We start from the raw sequence: 23,508 nt of genomic DNA, 5'->3' as shown, positions 1-23,508 counted from the left end.
TGAACGAGGGCCTCGCGGCGGCGGCCAGCGACGCCTACCGCGAGGCCGCCTCCGAACTGCTGCGCCGCCGGGCTCAGAGGGCCTTCAGCTGGGCGAGGAACCATTGCGCCGGCGGGAGGGCGGTCGCGGCCGCCGCCAGGCGGCGGGAGCGCCGCAGCCGCTCGGCCGGGTCCATCCGCAACGCCTCGTGCAACGCACGAGAAGTCGCCTCCACGTCGTACGGGTTCACGACCAGCGCCTCGGAGCCCAGCTCCGCCACCGCCCCCGCCTCCCGCGAGAGGACCAGCGCGCAGCCGTGGTCGGAGACCACCGGCACCTCCTTGGCGACCAGGTTCATGCCGTCGCGGATGGGGTTGACCAGGGCCACGTCCGCGAGCCGGTAGGCCGCGAGGGAGCGGGCGAAGTCGTCCTTGACGTGCAGGGCCACCGGCTCCCAGCCGGCCGTGCCGAACGTGGAGTTGATGTCCCGCGCGACCCGTTCCACCTCCGCCGTGTAGTCGCGGTAGACCCGCAGGTCCTGCCGCGAGGGATAGGCGAAGGCGATGTGCACGACCCTGCCCCGCCACTCGGGGTGGTCCTCCAGCAGCCGCCGGTACGCGTGCAGGCCGCGCACGATGTTCTTGGACAGCTCGGTGCGGTCCACCCGGACGATCGTCCTGCGGTCCGGCCCGATCTGCTCCCGGAGCGCGGCCAGCCGCTCCTCGACGTCCGCCCGGTGGGCCCGCTCGCGCAGGAAGTCCGCGTCGGCGCCCAGCCCGTGCACCCCGAGCCGGACCGTCCGCCCCTCGAAGAGGACCGCCGTCCCGCCCGTCCCGCGGACCACCTCCGCCCCCAGCACCTTCTCGCAGCAGTCGGCGAACGCGTCCGCCCAGCGCTCGGTGAGGAAGGCCGCGCGGTCGCCGCCCAGCACACCGCGCAGCACCTGCTCCGCCACGTCGTCCGGCAGCAGCCGGTAGTAGTCCGGCGGCGCCCACGGGGTGTGCGAGAAGTGGCCGATGCGCAGGTCCGGGCGGCGCGCCCGGAGCAGGCCCGGCACCAGGGTCAGGTGGTAGTCCTGCACGAGCACGGCCGCGCCGTGCGCGGCCTCCTCGGCGATCGCGTCCGCGAAGGCCGTGTTGTACGCCTCGTACGCCGCCCACTGCCGGCGGAAGTCCGCGTCGAAGACGGGCGCCAGCGGCGTCTCGTACAGCAGGTGGTGGATGAACCACAGCACCGAATTGGCGACGCCGTTGTAGGCGGCGGCGAAGGTGTCCGGGGCGATGTCCAGCATGCGCACCAGGTGACCGCCGGTGTCCTCGGCGTCGAGTCTTCGGCCCGCGCGCCGCGCCGCCTCGCGGTCGCCGTCGCCGAGCGCCGCGCACACCCATACGGCGCTCGCGTCGTGCCCTATTGCGCTGAGCCCGGACACCAGACCGCCACCGCCGCGCCCGGCGGTCAGCCGGCCCTCGTCGGTCAGCTTGTACGAGACCGGGCCGCGGTTGGAGGCGACGACGATCCGCGCGGCGTGCATGTGCGGCTGCATGTGCTCAGCGACCATGTGGCCAGCCTTGCCGCGCGTCTAGCCGTTCAAACGTTTGCCGCACTGGGTACCCGGCCGTTGCCGCCTGCGGCGGGGCGCCCTGCCGGGCTGCGCCTGGTCTCCGGCTGCGGGCCGGTTCGCCGCCTGCGGCGGGAGCGGCCTGCGGCCGCGTCCTCAAACGCCGGACGGGCTGGATGTGCCGGCCGTGCTCCGCAACCTGCAAGCCCGCAGATTAAAGCCACCGTCCGCGAAATCCAGCCCGTCCGGCGTTTGAGGACACCGCGCGGAGCGCGGTTCGGGGCCGAGGCTCCGCCCCGGCGGGCTACGCCGCTCGGCGGTGGACGTATTCCGGGATTTCGCGCATCGGAGGCCTCTCCTCCGTGTCGACCGGGTACGAGCGGGGGGCGAAGCCCCCTTCTTCCGATCGTTCGAACTGGGTCAGTACCGGCCGCACCAGATGGCCCCGCGCCAGCCGCAACTGCGCCGTGCGGTAGATCGCGGCGGCCATGCGCCCGAGGGCGCGCCCGTCCTGGTGGCGATGGACCCGTACCCCCACGTCCACCTGCGCCAGCGCGTCCAGTCCCACCGTGTGCAGCGCGTCCACCAGCAGCCCCAGTTCCACCCCGTACCCCACGGGGAACGGCAGGCGCTCCAGCAACGAGCGGCGGGCCGCGTACTCCCCGCCCAGCGGCTGGACGAAGCCGGCCAGCTGCGGCCAGTGGAGGTTCAGCAGTGGACGGGCCACGAGCTCGGTCACCCGGCCGCCCTGCCCCGCCACCTCGCCCAGCGGGCGGTCGTACATCGCCTTCACGAACTGCACCCCGGGGTCCGTCAGCAGCGGCCCGACGATCCCCGTCACGAAATCGGCCGAGAAGTCCCGCAGGTCGGCGTCGACGAAGCAGACGACGTCACCGCTCGTCACCAGCAGCGACCGCCACAGCACCTCGCCCTTGCCGGGTACCGCGGGCAGCGTGGGCAGCACCGTGTCCCGGTGCACCACGCGCGCCCCGGCCGCCGCGGCCACCTCCGCCGTACGGTCCGTGGACCCGGAGTCGAGCACCAGCAGCTCGTCCACCAGGGGCACCGCCTCCGACATCAGCTCGCGCCGGATCGTGGCCACGATGTCGCCGACCGTGGCCTCCTCGTCCAGCGCGGGCAGCACCACGCTGACCGTGGTGCCGGACGCCCGCTTGGCCGCCAGCAGCTGGTCGAGCGGACGGTCTCCGACGGACCAGGACCGCCGGTCCAGCCAGCGCTCCACCTCTTCCAGCACGTGCCCGACTCCTCTGCCCTGTGTGACCTATCTCGCGGTACGGACGACTGTCTTCGGTGTCCGCGCCTTCGGTTACAGTCTGAACAACGCCGGACGCCGACATATGTCGGGGTCGCCGCGCGCACAAACGCCTGGGCTCCGCCCAGTGCCATACCGCTCATCCAGAGGGGCAGAGGGACACGGCCCGTTGAAGCCCCGGCAACCCTCCAGCCGGTCTTTCGTCGTTCGACGCGAGGCTCCCGGCGGGGAAGGTGCCAATTCCGTCTCGTGGCGACCTCCGCCACGGGGAAGATGAGGAGAAAGGGCCTCGCCTCCATGGCTGTGCAGTCTGTCGAAAGTTCAAGCACCTCTGTCGCGTTCGGTCCCGCCGTCGCCCTCTCGTGCCGCGAGTGCGGCGAGCGCTTCGACCTCGGTCCCCTCTTCGCCTGCGCCGACTGCTTCGGCCCCCTCGAAGTCGCGTACGAGCTCCCCACCGGCGACCCCGAGGCACTCCGCCGCCGCATCGAGGCGGGCCCGGCGAACATCTGGCGCTACGCCCCGCTGCTGCCCGTCCCCGCCGACGTCGCGGAGCGGCCCGGCCTCAACCCCGGCTTCACCGAGCTGGTCAAGGCCGACAACCTCGCCCGCGAACTGGGCGTCACCGGCGGCCTGTACGTCAAGGACGACTCCGGCAACCCCACGCACTCCTTCAAGGACCGCGTCGTCGCCATCGCCGTCCAGGCGGCGCGCGCCTTCGGCTTCACCACCCTGTCCTGCTCCTCGACGGGGAACCTCGCGGGCGCGGTCGGCGCCGCGGCGGCCCGCGCGGGCTTCAAGTCCTGCGTCTTCATCCCGCACGACCTGGAGCAGGGCAAGGTCGTCATGGCCGCGGTCTACGGCGGCGACCTCGTCGGCATCGAGGGCACCTACGACGACGTGAACCGCTTCTGCTCCGAGCTGATCGGCGACCCGCTCGGCGAGGGCTGGGGCTTCGTCAACGTCAACCTCCGCCCGTACTACGGGGAGGGCTCGAAGACCCTCGCGTACGAGATCTGCGAACAGCTCGGCTGGCGGCTGCCGGACCAGATCGTCGTGCCGGTCGCGTCCGGCTCCCAGCTGACGAAGATCGACAAGGGGCTGAAGGAGCTCATCGCGCTGGGACTGGTCGAGGACCGGCCGTACAGGATCTTCGGTGCGCAGGCGGCGGGCTGCTCGCCGGTCTCCCGGGCGTTCAAGGACGGGCACGACGTCGTACGGCCCGTGAAGCCGGACACGATCGCGAAGTCCCTCGCGATCGGCAACCCCGCCGACGGGCCCTACGTGCTCGACATCGCCCGGCGGACCGGCGGGGCGGTCGAGGACGTCACCGACGCGGAGGTCGTGGACGCGATCCGGCTGCTGGCCCGGACGGAGGGGATCTTCGCGGAGACGGCGGGCGGGGTGACGGTCGGCGTCACCCGGAAGCTGATCGAGGACGGGGTCCTCGACCCCTCGCTGACGACGGTCGTGCTCAACACGGGGGACGGGCTCAAGACCCTGGACGCGGTGGCGGCGGGGCCGACGGCGACGATCCGCCCTTCGCTGGACGCGTTCCGCGCCGCGGGGCTGTGAGGCGCGGCCGCCCGCCGTTCCTTCCCTCCATCTGCCTCACCTGCCCCGCCCTTCCCTCAGTCGACATCAACCGAAGGTGACCCCATGAGCGTCAGCGTTCGCATTCCCACCATCCTGCGCACCTACACCGGTGACAAGGCCGAAGTGCCCGCCGAGGGCGGGACTCTCGGCGAGGTGATCGCCGATCTGGAGAAGAACCACCCCGGCATCGCCGCCCGCGTACTCGACGAGGCCGGGAAGCTGCGGCGGTTCGTGAACGTGTACGTCAATGACGACGACGTGCGATTCGAGGGCGGGTTGGCGACCCCCACCCCCGACGGTGCGGGCGTCTCGATCATTCCCGCCGTCGCCGGAGGCTGACCTTTACGAAGGCTTCCTCCGAAAGGCCCCCGGAATCGCCCCGTCCGCGAAGTGGACGGGGCGATTCCGTCTGTTGAGCGCGATACAGTTGGGGCGATCCCCCTCCGGCGTCAGTGCCGAACGCCTATGAGAACCCGTCAAGTTGTGCGCGAACTGTGTGTGCAAATTGTCGGGTTGCTAGTGCTATGCCCGGCCCGACTTGCCCTGGATCCCCCGGAGTTAGCCGTATTTCGGCAATCGATCGTGCCGGGAATTCTCGTCCGAGTGACCTGTTGCAGACGGCATCCGTGCAGATACATTCAGCCGCGGTCGACGCGTTCCGGCGCACACCAACGGGATTCCCCACGCCGCCGGCGGGGGAGTGTCCTGGGGGTGAGGTCTGACCCGGGTCCGCGAAGTGCGGTCCTGCGCAAGGGCCAGTAATAGGGGAGTTAGGCATGGCTCAGGGCACCGTCAAGTGGTTCAACGCGGAGAAGGGGTACGGCTTCATCGCGGTCGACGGTGGTGCGGATGTTTTCGTCCACTACAGCGCGATCCAGATGGACGGCTACCGCACCCTCGAGGAGGGTCAGCGAGTCGAGTTCGAGATCTCGCAGGGCCAGAAGGGGCCGCAGGCGGACATGGTCAAGGTGCACGTCTGACCTCGGCGCATCGACCACCGGCTCGCTCAGCTCGCCGAGGGGCCCGTACCCGCACGCAGGGTACGGGCCCCTCGTGCGTCCTCCGGTGCCACTGACGGTGTGTACTTCCCCAGACCGCTTGCGCCCCCAGCTATCGCTGGGAGGTGCCCCCGGTGCCACTGACGGTGTGTACTTCCCCAGACCGCTTGCACTCGGGTGGGTCGAGTGCTAATCATTGGCGTTAGCACTCTCCGAGTGAGAGTGACAGATTTGGACCGTCGGTGAGGTCGGCGAGTCGGGCGGGGCAAGGAACCGCCGGGCCCGTGGGCCGTCCGTCGCGGGCGCCAGCGCGGTCCGGAGCAATCCACCCCAGTCCTGGGAGGACCACTTCACATGGCCAAGATCATCGCGTTCGACGAGGAGGCACGGCGCGGTCTCGAGCGCGGGATGAACCAGCTCGCCGACGCCGTCAAGGTCACCCTCGGCCCCAAGGGCCGCAACGTCGTCCTCGAGAAGAAGTGGGGCGCCCCCACGATCACCAACGATGGTGTGTCCATCGCCAAGGAGATCGAGCTCGAGGACCCGTACGAGAAGATCGGCGCCGAGCTGGTCAAGGAGGTCGCGAAGAAGACGGACGACGTCGCCGGTGACGGCACGACGACCGCGACCGTCCTCGCCCAGGCGCTGGTCCGCGAGGGTCTGCGCAACGTGGCCGCCGGTGCCAACCCGATGGCCCTGAAGCGCGGCATCGAGAAGGCCGTCGAGGCCGTCTCCGGCGCGCTGCTCGAGCAGGCCAAGGACGTGGAGACCAAGGAGCAGATCGCCTCCACCGCCTCCATCTCCGCCGCCGACACCCAGATCGGCGAGCTCATCGCCGAGGCCATGGACAAGGTCGGCAAGGAAGGCGTCATCACCGTCGAGGAGTCCCAGACCTTCGGTCTGGAGCTGGAGCTCACCGAGGGTATGCGCTTCGACAAGGGCTACATCTCGGCGTACTTCGCCACCGACATGGAGCGTATGGAGGCGTCGCTCGACGACCCGTACATCCTGATCGTCAACTCGAAGATCGGCTCGGTCAAGGACCTGCTGCCGCTCCTCGAGAAGGTCATGCAGTCCGGCAAGCCGCTGCTGATCATCGCCGAGGACGTCGAGGGCGAGGCCCTGTCGACCCTGGTCGTCAACAAGATCCGCGGCACCTTCAAGTCCGTCGCCGTCAAGGCCCCGGGCTTCGGCGACCGCCGCAAGGCCATGCTCGGCGACATCGCCATCCTCACCGGTGGCACGGTCATCTCCGAGGAGGTCGGCCTCAAGCTGGAGAACGCCGGTCTCGACCTGCTCGGCCGCGCCCGCAAGGTCGTCATCACCAAGGACGAGACGACCATCGTCGACGGTGCCGGTGACAGCGACCAGGTCCAGGGCCGCGTCAACCAGATCCGTGCCGAGATCGAGAACAGCGACTCGGACTACGACCGCGAGAAGCTCCAGGAGCGCCTCGCGAAGCTGGCCGGCGGCGTGGCCGTCATCAAGGCCGGTGCCGCGACCGAGGTCGAGCTCAAGGAGCGCAAGCACCGCATCGAGGACGCCGTTCGCAACGCGAAGGCGGCCGTCGAGGAGGGCATCGTCGCCGGTGGTGGCGTGGCCCTGCTCCAGGCCTCCGCGGTGTTCGAGAAGCTGGAGCTCGAGGGTGACGAGGCCACCGGCGCCAACGCCGTGCGCCTGGCCCTGGAGGCCCCGCTGAAGCAGATCGCCGTCAACGGTGGTCTCGAGGGCGGCGTCGTCGTGGAGAAGGTCCGCAACCTGGCTGTCGGCCACGGCCTGAACGCCGCGACCGGCGAGTACGTCGACATGATCGCCGAGGGCATCATCGACCCGGCCAAGGTCACGCGCTCCGCGCTGCAGAACGCCGCCTCCATCGCGGCGCTGTTCCTCACCACCGAGGCCGTCATCGCCGACAAGCCGGAGAAGGCCGCCGCGGCCGCTCCGGGCGGCATGCCGGGCGGTGACATGGACTTCTGATCCGTACCGGATCACTCGTCCTGAACGCTGTACGCCGAGGGCGGCACTCCCTGTGAAGGGGGTGCCGCCCTCGGCGCGTTCAGCTCGTGGAGCGTGCCCCGCCCGAAGCCGAGGGCGTACGTCGCCGCGAACCCCGTCGCGTAGCCCACCAGCAGCCCCAGCGCATAGACCGTCGCCGCCCTGGACAGGCCGTGGTTGCCCTGGAGCAGGGGGAAGAGGGCCCAGCCCGACGGGCCGATCGCGGTGGCTCCCACCTTGTCGCCCAGCTGGTTGAGCAGGCCCATGAAGCCGCCGCCGAACGCGCCGCCCACGCACGCCGTGACGAACGGCCGCCCCAGCGGCAGCGACACCCCGTAGATCAGCGGCTCGCCGATGCCCAGCAGCCCCGCGGGCAGCGCGGAACGGATGGTCCGCCGCACCGCCGCGCCGCGCAGCCGGACATGGACCGCCAGCGCCGCGCCGACCTGGCCCGCGCCTGCCATGGACAGGATGGGCAGCAGCACCGTGTAGCCCTGCTGCTGGATCAGGGTCGTATGGATCGGGATCAGGGCCTGGTGCAGGCCCAGCATCACCAGCGGCAGGAACAGCCCGCCCAGGACGAAGCCCGCGGCCGCGCCGCCGTCGGCGAGCAGCCGGTCGGCGCCGTGCCCGATCGCCCCGGCCACCCGGCCCGCCGCGTACATCAGCCCGTACAGCGTGGCCAGGCCCGTCACCAGCACCGTGAGCGTCGGGGTGAGCAGCACGTCCAGGGCCTCCGGCACCCGGCCGCGGCACCACTTCTCCAGCCGTACGGCCAGCAGCGCGGCGGCCAGCGCGCCCAGCACCCCGCCCTCGCCGGGCACCAGCCGCTCCCCGAACGCGGTGACCCTGCCGACGCCCCCGTACACCGTGATCGCCGCGACCGCGCCGCCCAGGACCGGTGTGCCGCCGAACTCCTTGGCCGTGTTGTAGCCGACGAACACCGCGATCAGCGACATGAAGCCCGAGGCCACGGCCGTCAGCGCGGGCGCGAGGCCGGGCAGCAGCCGGGAGTTGGCCAGCAGGCCGCCCAGGCCCGCGACGATGCCGCAGCCGATCAGCGCCGGGATCAGCGGGACGAAGACGGCGGCGATCCGGCGCAGGAACAGCTTGCCCGGCGTGGCGTTGCGCGCGGCCCGCTCCGCCCGGAGTGCCGCGCCCCGCCCGGCGAGCCCTTCGGCGGTGACGGGTGCCGCGCGGGACGCCGCGGCCAGCCGTTCCAGCGCGGGCGCCACGCGCGCGACCGCGCCCGGCCCGAGCACGACCTGGTACGCCGTGCCGTCCTCGACCACGCCCAGCACGGCGGGCAGCGCACGCAACTCCTCGTCCCGGACGAGGGAGCCGTCCCGGAGTTCCAGGCGCAGGCGGGTCATGCAGTTCTCGACGGAGACGATGTTCCCGGCGCCGCCGAGCAGGGGGAGGAGGGCGGCGGCCGTCTCCGCGGGGTTGTCGTGTGCTGCCATGGTATGAGGCTCGCTCCGGAAGGCTCGTAACGGGATCCCCCCCCGGACGGTCGGCCCCCCAGACGGTCGGTCCCCCCGGGCGGTCAGCTTCCCGTGGCGGCGCGGAGGGCCGCGCGGAGATGGCCGCCCGACTCCTCCAGCAGCCGGGCCGCGGTGGGCCCGTCGACGCCGCCGAGGACGACGAGGACGGCGTTCTTCACCTCGCCGCCGGTCTCCGCGAGCGCGGCCTCCGTCTCCGCGTCGGACGCCCCGGTCGCCAGGGCGACGATGTGCCGCGAGCGGGCGCGCAGCTTCTCGTTGGAGGCGCGCACGTCGACCATCAGGTTCCCGTAGGTCTTGCCGAGCCGGATCATGGTGATGGTCGACAGCATGTTGAGGACGAGCTTCTGCGCGGTGCCCGCCTTCAACCGGGTGGAGCCGGTGAGGAGTTCGGGGCCGACGACGACCTCGACGGCGTGCTCGGCGGCCGCGCCGAGCGGCGAACCGGCGTTGCAGGACAGGCCGATGGTGAGCGCGCCCGCCGCCCGCGCGTGCGTCACGGCGCCGAGGGCGTACGGGGTGCGGCCGGACGCCGAGACGCCGACGACCGTGTCGGCCGGCCCGACGCCGAGCTCCGCCAGGTCCCCGGCGGCGAGCTCCGGGCGGTCCTCCGCCCCCTCCACCGCCGTGACCAGCGCGGGCGCGCCGCCCGCGATCAGCCCGACGACCTGGGCCGGATCGGTGTTGAAGGTCGGCGGGCACTCGCTGGCGTCGAGCACCCCGAGCCGCCCGGCCGTACCGGCGCCCGCGTAGAGGAGCCGCCCGCCGCGCGCCATGCGGGCCGCGGTCGCGTCGATGGCGGCCGCGATCTCGGGGAGCCGGGCGGCGACGGCGGCGGCGACGGTGGCGTCCTCCCCGTTCATGATCTTCGCGATGTCGAGTGTGGGCAGCCGGTCGATGTCCGCGAGCTCGGGGCGGAACGCCTCGGTGGTGAGCGAGGCGAGCTCCGCGCGGAGTGCCGCGTGGGCGGGCGAGTTCATGGGCGGCGCCTTTCCATGACGGGGACCGGGCGGCTCAGCGGTGCTGCGGGTCGTGCCGGTGGGCGAGGGCTTCGTAGGAGTCGGACAGGGCGGGCGCGGCCCTCTCGTACGTGCGCTGGGCCACCCCGATGAACAGGCAGTCCACCACGAGGAGCTGGCTGGTGCGGCTCGACATGGCCGCGGGGCGCAGCTCGCTCTCCCGGGCGGTGGACGTGGTGAGCACGTGATCGGCGTACTGGCCGATGCCGCAGTCCGGGCGGCCGGTGATCGCGATCGTCGTCGCGCCGTGCTCGAAGGCGACCCGCAGCGGCTCGATGACGTCGGTGGTGCCGCCCGAGTGGCTGATGGCGATCGCCACGTCGCCCGCGCGCAGTTGCACGGCGTTGGTGACGGCCAGGTGGGGGTCGGCGGGGGCGTGCGCGATCAGGCCGATGCGCAGCAGCTTCTGCACCAGGTCCTGGCCGACGAGGTTGGACGCGCCGATGCCGTAGACGTCGATGCGCCGGGCCGCGGCGAGCGCGCCGACCGCGGCCTCCAGCTGCGCGGTGTCCAGCCCGGCGGCGGTGTCCGCGAGGCACTGCGCCTCCTCGTGGGCGAGCTTGGCGACCACGCTGGCGAGCGGGTCGTCCACGGCGATGTCGGCCGTCATCGCGGGCGCCCGGCCCGCCGCCTGCTCGGCGGCGAGCGCCGCGAGCGCGAGCCGCAGGTCGCGGTAGCCCGGATAGCCGAGGATGCGGGCGGTGCGGACGACGGTGGCCTCGCTGGTGCCGGTGCGCTCCGCGAGGCCGGTGACCGTGAGCGCCGCGGAGCCCGCCGGATCGCCCGCCACGGCCTCGGCGACGCGCTGCATGGAGCGGGTCATCGAGGGCGCGAGCGTACGGACCTTGGCGGCGAGGGCGCCGGGGGCCGGGGGAGGGACGGCCGGCGCGCCGTCCCGGGTGCCGTCCCGGGTCGTGGCCGGAGTCGTGGAGCCTGTCGTGAAAGTTTCTTTCAGTTTGCTGCTCACGCTGTGAAAGGTATTTTCGGGAGGGTGAGCCGTCAACCCTCCGCGTCCCGGACAATGGACCATATGGAGCTCGAACAGGCACTGCACGCGGCGCGCGCCCTCGTCCTCGCCGACCTCGTGGCCGGTGACGTGGCGGAGGCCGACGTCGTCTCCCTCGTCGAGGACGCGGTGGTCCACCGGCGGTGGTGGGTCGAGCAGTGGCCGGAGGGCGCCTCGTACGTGGTCGGGCTGATAGCGCAGGACGTCCAGGACGCCCTGCTCGAACGGCACGGCCGCTGGCCGCTCTGCCCGGTCTGCACCGACTCCGGCGACCCGCACGCGCTGGAGGTCGAGCCGGAGCTCGGACCCGACCCGCACTGGGCCTGCACCAAGCAGGCGGTGCTGGTGGCGCGCGTGGGGTCACTGGGAACGGCGCTGCGGTGACCCTCTACATCGACCCGCCGACCTGGCCCGGTCACGGCCGTATGTGGTCGCACCTGGTCAGCGACGTGTCGTACGAGGAGCTGCACACCTTCGCGGCGCGCCTCGGGGCGCCTCCGCGCGCCTTCGACCACGACCACTACGACATCCCCTCGACGTCGTACGCGGAGGCCGTACGGCTGGGCGCGCGCGAGGTGGGCAGCAAGGAACTGGTGCGGCTGCTGGTGACGGCGGGACTGCGCAGGCCGAAGCACGGGCCCTCGGGCGGGCAGCCGCGGTAGGGGGCTTGGCCGCGGGTTCGTTCCGTGCCCGGGGCCGTCGGGCCTGGGGTCCGTATCGCGGTGCGGCTCCGTTGGGGCCGTTGGGTGGTCGGGCCGGGGGCGTGTCCTCCGGGCCGGCGGCCCGTACCGCGGCGCCATTGCTGTGAGGCGCATCGCGTGCCCTCTTCCGGCACCGCGGTCCGGACCACCACCCTCCGGCCCCACCCCCTCCGCCGGATGTCGGCGTCAGGCCGTCAGCAGTTCCAGTTCCGTGGTGAGGTTGCGGCGGGCCGTGGGTTCCCAGCGTTCCTGGGCGAGTTGTGTCCGGAACAGGTGTGGCAGTCCCAGCAGTTGGCGCAGGACGGCCGACCGTCCCTCGCGGAAGGCGGTGTCCGGCACGAAGCCGTACTCCTCGCGGACGGCTGCCGCGTAGGCCGCGTACTCCTGCGGCGCGCCGGCCAGGACCGCCAGGTCCGCGTCGCACAGCACCTCGCCGTTGCGGTCGCCCGGCGCCGGGTCGTGCGTGACCGTCAGCCGTACGAGCCGCGCGGTCTCCGCCGTGCGCGCCGCGCCGATCCCCAGCTCCGGGAGGGCGCGCTCCGCGAGGTGCGCGCTGCGCTCCTCGTTCTCGGAGCGGTCCGGGCGGTAGACGGCGTCGTGGAACCACGCCGCGAGGCGCACGGCATCCGCGTCCTCCGCATGGGCCGCGAGCTCGTCCACGCGGTCCAGGACGGCCACCAGGTGATCGACCGTGTGGTACCGGCGCTGCGGTTCCGACCAGCGGCGCAGCAGGTCGTCCGCGTACGGCGCGGGGTCCGGGGCGGCGGTGTCGCGGGAGCGGGCGACGGTGTCCCGCCAGCGGGCGCGCAGGGCGGGTCCGGACGGGTGCTCGGGCGTGTGTGCCATGGGCCAATTGTGGAGCACGGCTTTTGAGTCGTCGGGCGCGTGTGGCACCCTGTGGTACATGTCTAGACCAATTCTTGAGGTCATCGCGCTCACCCCCGAGGACGCGGTGGCGGCCCAGGCCGGAGGGGCGGACCGCCTCGAACTGGTCACCGACATGGCCGCGGACGGGCTCACGCCCGCTGTCGAGACCTTCGCCGCGGTCCGGACCGCCGTATCGATTCCCGTGCGCGTCATGCTGCGCGCGACCGACGGCTTCTCGGCGGGCGACGCGGCGGACCTGTCCGCGCTCTGCGACGCCGCGCGGGCGCTGGCCGCCGAGGGCGCGGACGAGTTCGTCCTCGGCTTCCTCACCGACGACGGCCGGGCCGACCTCGCCGCCGTCACCGCCCTCGCCGAGGCGATCGGTCCGGGGGCGCGGTGGACCTTCCACCGCGCCATCGACCGCGCCGCGGACCGGGACGCGCTGCGCAAGCAGCTCGCCGACTTCCCCGGCCTGGACACCTACCTGACCGCGGGCTCCGCGTCCGGCGTCGACGACGGCCTCGCCACCCTCCTCGCCGAGGCGGCCCGAGGCGCCGAGCCCGGCTACGAACCGCGCATCCTCGTAGGCGGCGGCCTCCAGCTCAAACACGTACCGCCACTCCTGAACGCGGGCATCTCGGGCTTCCACATCGGCGGCGCGGCCCGCCCGACAGGCTGGACGGCCCCGGTCTCCCCGGCCGCGGTGGCGGTCTGGCGCAAGGCACTGGACTGAACGCTGAAGGTGCTGACGTACCCGGTTCGCGCGTGTACTTTTCTGGCTGTTCAGGCCGCGCCGCCGGACCGGGGGGCTCACCTTGGAGAGAACGGACCGCAACTCAGTCAATCGCCGCGCGCTTCTCGCGACGGCGGGCGCGATGGCGGCGGGCAGTGCACTGGCCCCTGTGCCCGCCGCCGCGGCCACCGGTGCGGGTGGGCGGGAGCCCACGTCGTTCGGGCCGGTGACCGTCCGCCCGGACGACCGCCGGTACGCCGGCCTGCTGCGCGGCAACAACTTCCGCTTCGTGGGCCGCCCGGACGAGATCCGTGTAGCCGGGACGACCGGTCAGGTGGTGCGGGCGGTGACGGACGCCGTGCGCTCCGGGCGCCGGGTCGCGGTACGCAGCGGCGGCCACTGCTTCGAGAACTTCACCGCCGACCCGGCGGTACGCATGCTGGTGGACCTGTCACCCATGGACGCGGTCGGCTACGACACCGAGCGGCGCGCGTTCACGGTGCAGCCGGGGGCCACCCTCGGGCAGGTCTACCGGACCCTGTTCAAGGGCTGGGGGGTGACGATCCCGGCAGGCGGCTGCCCGGAGGTGGGTGCGGGCGGACACTTCGCCGGCGGCGGATACGGGCCCCTCTCCCGCCGGTACGGCTCGGTCGTGGACCACCTGTACGGCGTGGAGGTGGTGGTCGTCGGCCGCGACGGCACCGCCCGCGCGGTGGTGGCCACCCGCGAGCCCGGTGACCCGCACCGTGACCTGTGGTGGGCGCACACCGGCGGTGGCGGCGGCAACTTCGGCATCGTCACCCGCTACCTGCTGCGTTCACCCGGCGCCACCGGCACCGACCCGTCCCGCCTGCTGCCGCCCTCGCCCCGCGAGGCGCTGGGGCGCCTGGTCCACTGGGACTGGGACCGGAAGATGACCGAGCAGGCGTTCGTCACGCTGCTGCGCAACTTCGGGATCTGGCACGAACACAACAGCGCGCCCGGCTCGCCGGCCACCGGCCTGTACGCGATCCTCATGCCGTCGCACCGGGGCCCCCAGGGCATCTCGATGGTCGTACAGGCCGACGCGGACATCCCGAACGTCCGAGGAATGGTGGACGATCTCGTCACCGCCGTGACCGCGGGCACCGGCGTCGAACCGGCCGCCAACTCCCCGTTGACGATGCCCTGGCTGCACCGGATGACCTGGCCGGGCACCGGCGAGCCCGGCGACGTGGTCACCCGCCGCTACAAGGACAAGGCCGCCTATCTGCGCCGCTCGTACACCGATACCCAACTGTCCACCATCTACCGCTACTTGACGGACTCCACCGGCCCCTCGGCCGGTGGCATGCTGCTTGTCGGCTACGGGGGCCAGGTCAACGCGGTGCGGCCACAGGACACGGCGGTCGCCCAGCGCGACGCGGTCATGAAGGCGGTCTACCACACGACCTGGGCGGACCCGGCGGACGACGCGGACCGCCTGGCCTGGATCCGGGCCTTCTACCGCGACGTCTACGCCGACACCGGTGGTGTACCCGTACCCGGTGAGGTCAGCGACGGCTCCTACATCAACTACGCGGACGCCGACCTCGCCGACCCCACCTGGAACACCTCCGAAGTGCCCTGGCACACGCTCTACTACAAGGACAACTACCGGCGCCTCCAGGAAGTGAAGGCCCGGTGGGACCCGCGAAACGTGTTCCGCCACGCGCTGTCGATCGAGCCACGTACCTGACGGTCGGACGCGCGGCCGACATCCGGCGGAGGGGGTGGGGCCGGAGGGTGGTGGTCCGGACCGCGGTGCCGGAAGGGGGCACGCAATACGCCTCACAGCAATGGCACTGCGGTACGGACCGCCGGCCCGGAGGACACGCCCCCGGCCCGACCACCCCGGGCACAAAACAAACCCGCACCCAACCTGTAAAACCTAAGCCAACTCCCCGGGCAGACCCCGAGCATGAAGAACCGTCAGCCCGGAAACGGCACGGGTCAGCGCCACATACAACCGCCGCAACCCCGTACGGGAATCCGGCTCCCCCTCCACCACCGCCATCGGCTCGTCCAGCACGACATAGTCGTACTCCAGCCCCTTGGCCAGCGTCGCGGGAACCAGGGTCAGCCGAGCGGCGGCACTGGTCTCCTCGCCGGGTTCGAGGAACGCCAGCCCGGCAGCGGCCAGCGCGGCCCCCAGCGCGGGAACCCGCGCATCGGCGGCGATCAGCCCGACGGACCCTTCCCGTTCCAGAGCGGCACGGCAAGCGGCGACCACGGCGGCGTCCAACTCCCCGTCGGCCACGGCCCGCACGGTGAAGTCGCCGGCGGCCTCCCGCACGGACGTCGCCTCGCGCAGCTCCGGCGCGATCGACGGCAGCAGCCGGGACGCGTAGGCGATGACTTCCCGGGGCACGCGGAAGCCCTGGGTGAGCTCCTCGACGGAGGCGTCGGGCTTGCCCAGGTGGGAGAGGGCCTCCGTCCACGAACGCGTCGCCCAAGGGGTCGTGCCCTGGGCGATGTCGCCGAGGATCGTGGCGGATCCGGTGGTGCAGCGGCGCCCCACGGCGCGGTACTGCATGGGGGACAGGTCCTGCGCCTCGTCGAGCACGACGTGCCCGAGCGAAGGCGTGCGGGCGACGAGGTCGGCGGCCTCGTCGATCAACACGGCGTCGGCGGCGGACCACTTGGCGGATCTGACGCTCCGGGCGGGCCTGGCCCAGAGGATCTCGGTCTGCTCCTCGGGGGCGAGGACGCCCGCGGCGTGCTCGGCGAGGAACCCGGCGTCGGAGAGCAGCCGCAGCACCAGCTTCGCGGGGTCGACCTGGGGCCAGACCGTCTTGACGACGGCCTTGACCGCGGCGTTGCGGGCCACCGCGTCCTGCACCCGGTCGTCGGGGGCCTCGCCGGCGGCCTCCATCCGGACGAGGACGGCGTGCGCGATCCGCTGGGGCAGCGCGTCCCGGGCGGCGCCGTAGCGGATGTCGCGGTCGAGCAGCTCGCGGACGATCTCCTCGATCTCGTACGCGGGGACCCGCCAGCGGCGCGAGCCGCGGACCACGACCAACGGTTCGACCGGCATGGTCACCCCGGACCGCACGGCCCGCCGCAGCACCTCGGCCATCCGGGCGTCGCCCTTGACGCCGGCCGCGGCGGCGGTGTCGGTGCCGCGCACCTCGACGTGGGCGACGAGGTCGTCGACGGTGGCCTGGGCGACGTTCAACTCGCCCAGGGCGGGCAGGACCTGCTCGATGTAGTGCAGGAAGGACCGGTTCGGCCCGATGACGAGCGTACCGGTGCGGGCGAGCCGCTCCCGGTGGGCGTACAGCAGATAGGCGACGCGGTGCAGGCCGACGGCGGTCTTCCCGGTGCCGGGGGCACCCTGGACGCACACGGTGCCGCCGATCCCGGCGCGCACGATCTCGTCCTGCTCGGGCTGGATGGTCGCGACGATGTCCCGCATCGGGCCGACGCGCGGCCGCTCGATCTCGGACTGGAGCAGCCGGCTGGTCCGCCCGTCGTCCGCGCGGTCCGTCAGGTCCTCGTCCTCGTACGCGGTCAACTCGCCGCCGGTGTAACCGAAACGGCGGCGCGTCCGCACGTCCATCGGGTCCTTCTTGGACGCCCGGTAGAACGGCTGGGAGACCGGCGCGCGCCAGTCGATGACCATCGGGTCGCCGTCGGCGTCATGGACGTGCCGACGGCCGATATAGAAGCGCTCGCCCTCTGCGCCCTCGGCCTGATCGGCCCCCGGGGCATGCAGATAGTCGAGGCGGCCGAAGAAGAGCGGGGTGTGGGCGAGGTCGGCGAGGGCGGTGATGCGGTCGTCGATCTGCCGTTGCAGGACGGCGGCGTTGACCCAGTTGGCCGTGACGTCCTTGATGTCCAGCGACTCGACGTCGGCGCGCATCGCGCGCAGGGCGGCCCGGGAGGAGGAGAGGTGGGCGCGCTCGCGTTCGAGGGGAGCTTCGGTGTCGGTCACTTGCTGCGCGGGCACGGCATGGCCTCCGGGAGAGTGCTGTGGACGAGCGGGATCCCGCCGGTTTCCGTCCGGACGGGGGCGCTCCCGTAGCGTGCGGGAGGCGGCAGGACGGGCGATTGTAGTCAGCGCGGGAACGGCACGCGAATGGTTTTTCGACCGTCCGGGGACGGGTGCCGGGTGCCCCTGGCCCTTCTCAGGGTCGTGATCCCACTTCCGTAGGGGTCGGCATGGGCCCTGGGTCGTACGGAGCCGCTGTCACGTTTACACCGGCAGGTCGATGTGGCGGGGGCGTCCGGAAACCATCATGGAGGACATGACCACCGCATCCGTCACCCCGGACACCACTCCCTTCTCCTTCGCCTCGGCCCTCCGGGTGATCAAGGCGTTCACCGGCGCGGCCGTCAGCGTCGTTCTCCTCGGGCACTACGCGGACGAGCGGCGCGTGTGAACACGCGCCGCCCGGTCCGGTCCGCTTCCGGACGGGCCCGGGTCAGTCCTCCGCCAGGAGGATGTCCGCGTCGTCGAAGATCCGCAGCACCACGAGCAGCAGCCGGCCCCGCGACACCATGTACTCCGCCACGATCTGTGAGGTGAGGCGGATCTCCCGGTCCTGCTCGCCCACACCGATGGACCGCGACAGCTCCGTGTAGGGATCGCGCGCCAGGATCTCGACGGCCTTCTCGAAGGACGCCCGGCGCGCCGGGTCCAGCCGGTCCCGGTCGCGGGCCGCCGGCTCGGTGTACAGCACCTCGTAGATGTCCTGATGAGGCATGGCGGCCCTCCTTGCCGTGGTGTGGGACTCCGGCCAGCCTACCGATCCGCTACGCGTCCTCGCCCGCGAGCAGGGAATCCGCGTCCACGATCCGGTACGCGTACCCCTGCTCCGCCAGGAACCGCTGCCGGTGCGCCGCGAAGTCCTGGTCGACGGTGTCGCGCGCGACGACGGAGTAGAAGCGCGCCTCGTGCCCGTCCGCCTTCGGCCGCAGGACGCGGCCGAGCCGCTGCGCCTCCTCCTGGCGCGAGCCGAAGGTGCCCGACACCTGGATGGCGACGGTCGCCTCGGGAAGGTCGATGGAGAAGTTGGCGACCTTCGACACCACGAGCACGCTCAACTCGCCCTCGCGGAAGGCGTCGAAGAGCTTCTCCCGCTGCGCGTTGGTGGTCTCGCCCTTGATGACGGGCGCGCCCAGGTGCTCGCCGAGCTCGTCGAGCTGGTCGATGTACTGGCCGATGACGAGGGTCTGCTCGCCCTTGTGCTTGGCGACCAGCGCCTCCGTGACCCGCCGCTTGGTCGCGGTCGTCGCGCAGAACCGGTACTTCTCCTCGGGCTCCGCCGTCGCGTAGGCGAGCCGCTCGCTGTCCGTCAGGTTGACGCGGACCTCGACGCAGTCGGCGGGGGCGATATAGCCCTGCGCCTCGATCTCCTTCCACGGCGCGTCGAACCGCTTGGGGCCGATGAGCGAGAAGACGTCGGACTCGCGGCCGTCCTCGCGCACCAGGGTGGCGGTCAGCCCGAGCCGGCGGCGGGCCTGGAGGTCGGCGGTGAACTTGAAGACCGGCGCGGGCAGCAGGTGCACCTCGTCGTAGACGACCAGGCCCCAGTCGCGGGAGTCGAACAGCTCCAGATGCGGGTAGATGCCCTTCCGCTTGGTCGTCAGGACCTGGTACGTGGCGATGGTGACCGGCCGGATCTCCTTCCGCGTGCCGCTGTACTCGCCGATCTCGTCCTCGGTCAGCGACGTCCGCTTGACCAGCTCGTGCTTCCACTGCCGGGCCGACACGGTGTTGGTGACCAGGATCAGCGTCGTGGCCTTGGCCTCGGCCATGGCACCGGCGCCGACGAGCGTCTTGCCCGCGCCGCAGGGCAGCACGACGACACCGGAGCCGCCGTGCCAGAACCCGTCGACGGCCTGCCGCTGGTACGGGCGCAGGGCCCAGCCGTCCTCGCGCAGCTCGATGGGGTGCGCCTCGCCGTCGACATAGCCCGCGAGGTCCTCGGCGGGCCAGCCGAGCTTCAGCAGCGTCTGCTTGATCTGACCGCGCTCGGACGGGTGCACGGCCACCGTGTCCGGGTCGATCCGGGCGCCGACCAGCGGCTGGATCTTCTTCGACCGGAGGATCTCCTCCAGCACCGGCCGGTCCGTGCACTCCAGGACCAGCCCGTGCGTCGGGTGCTTGACCAGCTTCAGCCGGCCGTAGCGGGCCATCGTCTCGGCGATGTCGACGAGCAGCGCGTGCGGCACGGGGTAACGGGAGAAGGCGACGAGCGCGTCGACGACCTGCTCCGCGTCGTGCCCGGCCGCCCGCGCGTTCCACAGCCCGAGCGGCGTGACGCGGTACGTGTGGATGTGCTCCGGAGCGCGCTCCAGCTCGGCGAACGGGGCGATGGCACGACGACACGCTTCCGCCTGCTCGTGGTCCACCTCCAGCAGCAGCGTCTTGTCGCTCTGGACGATCAGGGGTCCGTTCACGCCTCACCCATTTCTTCCGGCCAAACGTCCAGAGTATCGCCGCGCCCGGGAATGCGGGGTCCGCTGCGGCGCCTACGCGTGGTCGTCGGCGAGTTCGGCGACTCCCGTGATGCGGTGCAGGGGGTAGGTGCGGACCTCGTCCGCCGTGTGGTCGTAGGCCGTGACGAAGCCGCCCTCGACCCGTACGGGAGCGATCACCCGCTGGCTCGCCGCGCCCTCCGCGTTGACGTAGCCGATCCATACCGGTGTGCCGGTGAGGACGGCCGCCTGCACGGCGGCCAGCGTGTCCGCGGACGTGGTGCGCGGCAGGCCGCCGGGGGCGGGCCCGGCGGAGGTCACCGGCTTGCGTTCCGCCGTCGCCGCCATGTCGCCCGCGCGGATGGCCCGTACCGCCGTGTCCAGCAGTGTCGCGTCGGGCGCGGGCGGGCCCTCCGGGGCGGGCGCGGGGGCCGTGCGCTGCGGGGTGCGGTGGGCGTCGGCGCGGGTGATCAGGACGTCGCCCTCCGCGGACTCCGCGGCCGGCGCGTAGCCCATCTCCCGCAGGCCGTCGAGGAGCGCGTCGGGGGCCGCCTGCGCGGCCAGCACCGTCGGGGCGAGACGGCGCGGCCGCAGCGGCGCGGAGCGGCGGTCGGCGAGGATCTCGGCGAGGACGGCCTCGTCGTCGCAGCGCACGTACGAGGAGGCCGCGCCGACGCGCAGATGGCCGTGGCGGCGGGCGACGTCGTCGACGAGGTAGGCGAGCGGCTGCGGCACGGGCGTGCGCGAGTGCGCGGTGAGGAACGCCTTCAGGTCGTCCGCGGTCCGCCCCGCGTCCAGCGCGCGCCGTACGGAGCCCGGGGTGAAGCGGTAGACGGTGGCCCCGCCGCGGGACTCGACGTCCGCGAGCACGCCCAGGGTGTGGGCGAGCGGCCGCAGCAGCGGGCCGGGTGCGACGGCGGTGAGGTCGGCCTGCAGCAGGACGTGGTCGAGCGGCTCGGGCAGCAGCGGGGCGAGGAGCGCGGCGGCCCGTACGCCCGCGGCCCCCAGCTCCGCCTCGGCCGGCGGCCGCCAGGCGGGCGGCACCGGGCCGGTCCCGTCGTCGGCCGCGGGCGGGAGCAGGGCGCGGCCGTGGGCGGGGAGGGCACCCCGGTTGACGGTGCCGAGGAGCTCCGCCTCGGCGAGCGTCCAGCGGGCGAGCCGGGTGCGCAGGTCCTCCTCGGGGCCGCTGGTGACGCGCGGCGGGCGCTCCCAGCGCAGCCGCTCCAGGACGGCGTCCGCGGGCACGGAGGCGCCCGGCGGCAGCGTGGCCAGCAGCGCCAGCACACGGTGGCGGATCTCGGGGGCCGGGCCCCGGTCGAGGTCGGGGCCGAGCGCGGCGAGCGTCCGGGCCTTGGCGTCCCGGCCGCCGACGAGCCCCGGCGTACGGGTGGCGGCGAGCCAGGCCGTGGCCAACCGGGTCCACCGCTGCTCGGCGGGCAGCTGGAGCCAGTCGTCGTACGCGGGCGTCGGGGCGTACCGCTCGTCGACCTCGCCGTCCGAGGCCAGCAGCCCGGCCGCGTACGCCAGTTCCACCCAGAACGCGGCCGCCGTCTCCGTGGTCTCCAGGAGGGCCGCGGCCCGCTTGAGGTCGCGGACGCTCAGGCCGCCCGCCCGCAGCACCAGCGGGCCGTTGGTCTCCCACTCCTTGAGGAGCTCCTCGACGGTCGCCAGCGCCGTGAACGCCTGCCCGGCGGCCGCGGCGTCCACCGTCCGCTCCGCGTGCTCCGTGACCGGCGCGAGCTCCGGCGCGACCGGCTCGGGCGTCCGGTGCGCGCGCCCGGCCCGCAGGTGCAGGGCCACTTCGCGGGGCAGCACCACATTGCCGGGACCGGCGGACAGCAGCAGCCCGCGGTCCAGCAGCCAGCGCAGATGCGGGGCCGGATGGGCGGTCACCGTGCCGTACGGCGGGCCCCACAGCAGCCTGCCCAGCACGGCCGTGGCATCGGCGGGCGCGTCGGCCAGCAGCGCCGCCATCCGCGTACGGTCCTCGAACAACTCTGTCAGCGCGGTGACGGCCGTCACCGGATCGTGGGTCGCGGGCAGCCCGGCGGCCGCGATGATCTGCTGGACGCGGCCCGGGGACATGCCCGCCGTGGCCTCCGCGACGGACGGACCCAGGCCGGTGGGGGAGGGGTGCGCGGCGCTGGGCGCGAGCAGTTCGCGGGCGGTGCGCACCAGCCGCAGCCGGTCCTCGCCGCCCCACACCAGCGCCTGGCCGCGCAGGGCGGCCACCGCCCGCGGCAGTTCGCGCGCGACGCGCGGGTCGTCGGGCGCGTCCCCGCCCATCAGCGCGGCCAGCGTGGCGTACGGGCAGGGGTCCGGGGCGACGGCCAGCGCCTCCGCGACCTGGAGCGCGAACCGGTCCAGCCGCTCCAGCGCCCGGACCACGGACGCGCGGGTGCCCGCGCGGGTGGCCAGCTGGGTGAGGTCACCGGGCACCGGATTGATCAGATCGGGCCGGGCGCGGAGCAGGGCGGCGAGGGCGTCGTCGGGCCGGGCGCGCAGCTCTTCCGCGAGGGTACGGGGGGCGCTGGTGCGCTTGGTCCGGCGCGACGTGGTCATTCTGTTTACGGTACCGGGCCGCTGCGCTTGGCTGGTGCAGTGTCTGTGGTTGCTGTTGTCTGTCGGCCGCAGGCCGGTTCGCACGGGGCTCCGCCCCGGACCCCGGTCCTCAAACGCCGGACGGGCTGAATTTCCGCGCCCGGGAGTTCAAGAGCGCTTCAGCCGCCGCCCGGTTTTCTTGAGCGCCAGACGATGAAGAGGGCCGAGGCGACGGCCGCGGCGCGGACCGTCCAGGGCCAGGTGTCGGCGAGGGCGCCGCCCAGGCCGCCCGCCGGGACGGGGGCTCCCCAGCGGCCTTCCGTGCGGCCCCACAGCCAGACGAGCCAGCAGCCCACCGCGAGCCCCGGGATGCCCATGACGGCCCACTGCGACTCGTTGTGCGAGAGCTTGCGGGTGAGGTAGGCCAGCGCCCAGCCACCGGCGAGGACGAACCAGTTGCCGATCACCGCGCCGACGATCAGCAGCGCGGCCACGAGGAGGAGCAGCACGCTGACGGGTTCCCCGTCCGGGCGGCGCAGCAGGCTCGGGCGGCGGCGGGTCTCCTCCGCCTCTTCCGTCTCCTCGTGCGCCTCCGCCTCGACGGCAGCCCCCGGGGGCTGCTCCGCCACCGGTTCGCGGGGCGGCGGTTTCAGTATCTCGGGGATCTCGATGCCGCCGACGAACCCATGGCCCCCGTCGCCCTGGGTGAACGGCCCGGAGTCCACACGCCACCAGTCCGGGACGTCCCCGGAGGGGGCCGACGATTCCGGCGCGGGCTCGAAGTACGCGGGCGTCGGCGGTACGGCGGTGCGCACGGGCTCGTTCTCGCGGCGCTGGGCGGGCACCTTGCCGGTGTCGGCGGCCGTCGCGGCGCCGGCACCGGCGACGGCCTCGTCGGGGGTGCCGAGCCCGGAGAGGATGCGCTGGACGGCGGCGGGTGTGTCCGCGCCCTCGGACGTCCTGCGGCGCTCGATCTCCGTGCGCAGCCGGGAGACCAGGCGCATGCGGTCGGCGGAGGTGAGCGCGGTACGTTGCGCGATGTCGCCGACTCGGCTCAGGTAGTCAAAAACAAGCTGATCGCTCTCGATCCCCACCGAATCCCCTAAAACCATCAGCCGCTTGTCCCCCGACGGTACCGGTTCCCTGCGGGGCTGGCCGGGTTGTTGTGGTTTCTCACCGCTGCCGGGTGCGGGCCGGTTCGCACGGGGCTGCGCCCCGGACCCCGCAACACGGCTTCGCCGCGTTGCCGGGGGTCCGGGGCGCGCAGCCCAGGTTGGACCGGGTCCATCCCCGGCTCAC

20 protein-coding genes and 1 riboswitch are annotated in these 23,508 nt (G+C 73.0%); of the genes, 9 read left to right on the top strand and 11 right to left on the bottom strand.

The window, feature by feature from the left end:
* Window positions 1-73: 73 nt before the first annotated feature.
* Complete coding sequence (locus ACWD4A_RS31445; protein WP_451199242.1) at window positions 74-1,537, bottom strand: alpha,alpha-trehalose-phosphate synthase (UDP-forming); 1,464 nt, start codon at window positions 1,535-1,537, stop codon at window positions 74-76.
* Window positions 1,538-1,841: 304 nt separating this feature from the next.
* Window positions 1,842-2,792, bottom strand: coding sequence for a glucosyl-3-phosphoglycerate synthase (locus ACWD4A_RS31440; protein WP_451199241.1), 951 nt, complete (start codon window positions 2,790-2,792; stop codon window positions 1,842-1,844).
* 154 nt (window positions 2,793-2,946) lie between these two features.
* Window positions 2,947-3,090, top strand: a riboswitch (SAM riboswitch).
* Window positions 3,091-3,107: 17 nt separating this feature from the next.
* Between ACWD4A_RS31440 and thrC the strand changes: the two genes are divergently transcribed.
* The 4 genes from thrC to groL all read left to right on the top strand — a co-directional run bounded on the left by thrC (window position 3,108) and on the right by groL (window position 7,378).
* Window positions 3,108-4,382: a threonine synthase gene (gene thrC, locus ACWD4A_RS31435; RefSeq protein ID WP_451199238.1), complete on the top strand. Its 1,275-nt coding sequence runs from the start codon at window positions 3,108-3,110 to the stop codon at window positions 4,380-4,382.
* 84 nt (window positions 4,383-4,466) lie between these two features.
* Complete coding sequence (locus ACWD4A_RS31430) at window positions 4,467-4,742, top strand: MoaD/ThiS family protein (protein ID WP_451199237.1); 276 nt, start codon at window positions 4,467-4,469, stop codon at window positions 4,740-4,742.
* A gap of 437 nt (window positions 4,743-5,179) precedes the next feature.
* Entirely contained in the window at window positions 5,180-5,383 is a 204-nt protein-coding gene (locus ACWD4A_RS31425; RefSeq protein WP_451199235.1) for a cold-shock protein, read from the top strand.
* A 372-nt stretch (window positions 5,384-5,755) separates the two neighbouring features.
* Window positions 5,756-7,378 carry a chaperonin GroEL gene (gene groL / locus ACWD4A_RS31420; protein WP_451199233.1) on the top strand — a complete coding sequence of 541 codons (1,623 nt, stop codon included), beginning with the start codon at window positions 5,756-5,758 and terminating at the stop codon, window positions 7,376-7,378.
* Window positions 7,379-7,389: 11 nt separating this feature from the next.
* Here the strand turns inward: groL and ACWD4A_RS31415 are convergent, their stop codons facing one another.
* The 3 genes from ACWD4A_RS31415 to ACWD4A_RS31405 form a co-directional block, all read right to left on the bottom strand.
* A complete protein-coding gene (locus ACWD4A_RS31415) occupies window positions 7,390-8,859 on the bottom strand; it encodes a PTS transporter subunit EIIC (protein WP_451199230.1) in 1,470 nt (489 codons plus the stop codon).
* Between the two features lie 83 nt (window positions 8,860-8,942).
* Window positions 8,943-9,878, bottom strand: coding sequence for an N-acetylmuramic acid 6-phosphate etherase (murQ, locus tag ACWD4A_RS31410; RefSeq protein ID WP_451199228.1), 936 nt, complete (start codon window positions 9,876-9,878; stop codon window positions 8,943-8,945).
* A 34-nt stretch (window positions 9,879-9,912) separates the two neighbouring features.
* Entirely contained in the window at window positions 9,913-10,884 is a 972-nt protein-coding gene (locus tag ACWD4A_RS31405; protein WP_451199226.1) for a MurR/RpiR family transcriptional regulator, read from the bottom strand.
* A 63-nt stretch (window positions 10,885-10,947) separates the two neighbouring features.
* Here ACWD4A_RS31405 and ACWD4A_RS31400 point away from each other — a divergent pair, with 63 nt between their 5' ends.
* Complete coding sequence (locus tag ACWD4A_RS31400; protein ID WP_451199224.1) at window positions 10,948-11,307, top strand: hypothetical protein; 360 nt, start codon at window positions 10,948-10,950, stop codon at window positions 11,305-11,307.
* Complete coding sequence (locus tag ACWD4A_RS31395) at window positions 11,304-11,585, top strand: DUF4031 domain-containing protein (RefSeq protein ID WP_451199221.1); 282 nt, start codon at window positions 11,304-11,306, stop codon at window positions 11,583-11,585. Before ACWD4A_RS31400 ends, ACWD4A_RS31395 begins: the two co-directional genes overlap by 4 nt.
* Window positions 11,586-11,810: 225 nt before the next feature.
* On the opposite strand, the gene ACWD4A_RS31390 is transcribed toward ACWD4A_RS31395, so the two are convergent.
* Window positions 11,811-12,470, bottom strand: coding sequence for an HD domain-containing protein (locus ACWD4A_RS31390; RefSeq protein ID WP_451199219.1), 660 nt, complete (start codon window positions 12,468-12,470; stop codon window positions 11,811-11,813).
* A gap of 58 nt (window positions 12,471-12,528) precedes the next feature.
* Here ACWD4A_RS31390 and ACWD4A_RS31385 point away from each other — a divergent pair, with 58 nt between their 5' ends.
* Together ACWD4A_RS31385 and ACWD4A_RS31380 are read left to right on the top strand one after the other, a co-directional pair.
* Window positions 12,529-13,224: a copper homeostasis protein CutC gene (locus ACWD4A_RS31385; RefSeq protein WP_451199216.1), complete on the top strand. Its 696-nt coding sequence runs from the start codon at window positions 12,529-12,531 to the stop codon at window positions 13,222-13,224.
* A 169-nt stretch (window positions 13,225-13,393) separates the two neighbouring features.
* On the top strand, window positions 13,394-14,941 hold the full coding sequence (locus ACWD4A_RS31380) for an FAD-binding oxidoreductase (protein ID WP_451199214.1): 1,548 nt from the start codon (window positions 13,394-13,396) through the stop codon (window positions 14,939-14,941).
* Between the two features lie 192 nt (window positions 14,942-15,133).
* Here ACWD4A_RS31380 and ACWD4A_RS31375 read toward each other — a convergent pair whose 3' ends face one another.
* Window positions 15,134-17,194, bottom strand: a complete 2,061-nt coding sequence (locus tag ACWD4A_RS31375; protein ID WP_451199212.1) for a HelD family protein — start codon at window positions 17,192-17,194, stop codon at window positions 15,134-15,136.
* A 298-nt stretch (window positions 17,195-17,492) separates the two neighbouring features.
* On the opposite strand from ACWD4A_RS31375, the gene ACWD4A_RS31370 reads away from it, so the two are divergent.
* Window positions 17,493-17,627, top strand: a complete 135-nt coding sequence (locus ACWD4A_RS31370) for a hypothetical protein (RefSeq protein ID WP_451199210.1) — start codon at window positions 17,493-17,495, stop codon at window positions 17,625-17,627.
* 42 nt (window positions 17,628-17,669) lie between these two features.
* Here ACWD4A_RS31370 and ACWD4A_RS31365 read toward each other — a convergent pair whose 3' ends face one another.
* The 4 genes from ACWD4A_RS31365 to ACWD4A_RS31350 form a co-directional block, all read right to left on the bottom strand.
* Window positions 17,670-17,951, bottom strand: a complete 282-nt coding sequence (locus tag ACWD4A_RS31365) for a type II toxin-antitoxin system RelE family toxin (RefSeq protein ID WP_451199208.1) — start codon at window positions 17,949-17,951, stop codon at window positions 17,670-17,672.
* A 49-nt stretch (window positions 17,952-18,000) separates the two neighbouring features.
* A complete protein-coding gene (locus ACWD4A_RS31360) occupies window positions 18,001-19,650 on the bottom strand; it encodes a DNA repair helicase XPB (protein ID WP_451199206.1) in 1,650 nt (549 codons plus the stop codon).
* Window positions 19,651-19,722: 72 nt separating this feature from the next.
* A complete protein-coding gene (locus tag ACWD4A_RS31355) occupies window positions 19,723-22,230 on the bottom strand; it encodes a helicase-associated domain-containing protein (RefSeq protein ID WP_451199204.1) in 2,508 nt (835 codons plus the stop codon).
* 158 nt (window positions 22,231-22,388) lie between these two features.
* A complete protein-coding gene (locus ACWD4A_RS31350) occupies window positions 22,389-23,303 on the bottom strand; it encodes a hypothetical protein (protein WP_451199203.1) in 915 nt (304 codons plus the stop codon).
* Between the last annotated feature and the right edge of the window lie 205 nt (window positions 23,304-23,508).

The organism is Streptomyces sp. NPDC002537 (genome assembly GCF_053594975.1).
This window is presented reverse-complemented; position numbering and strand designations above follow the sequence as displayed.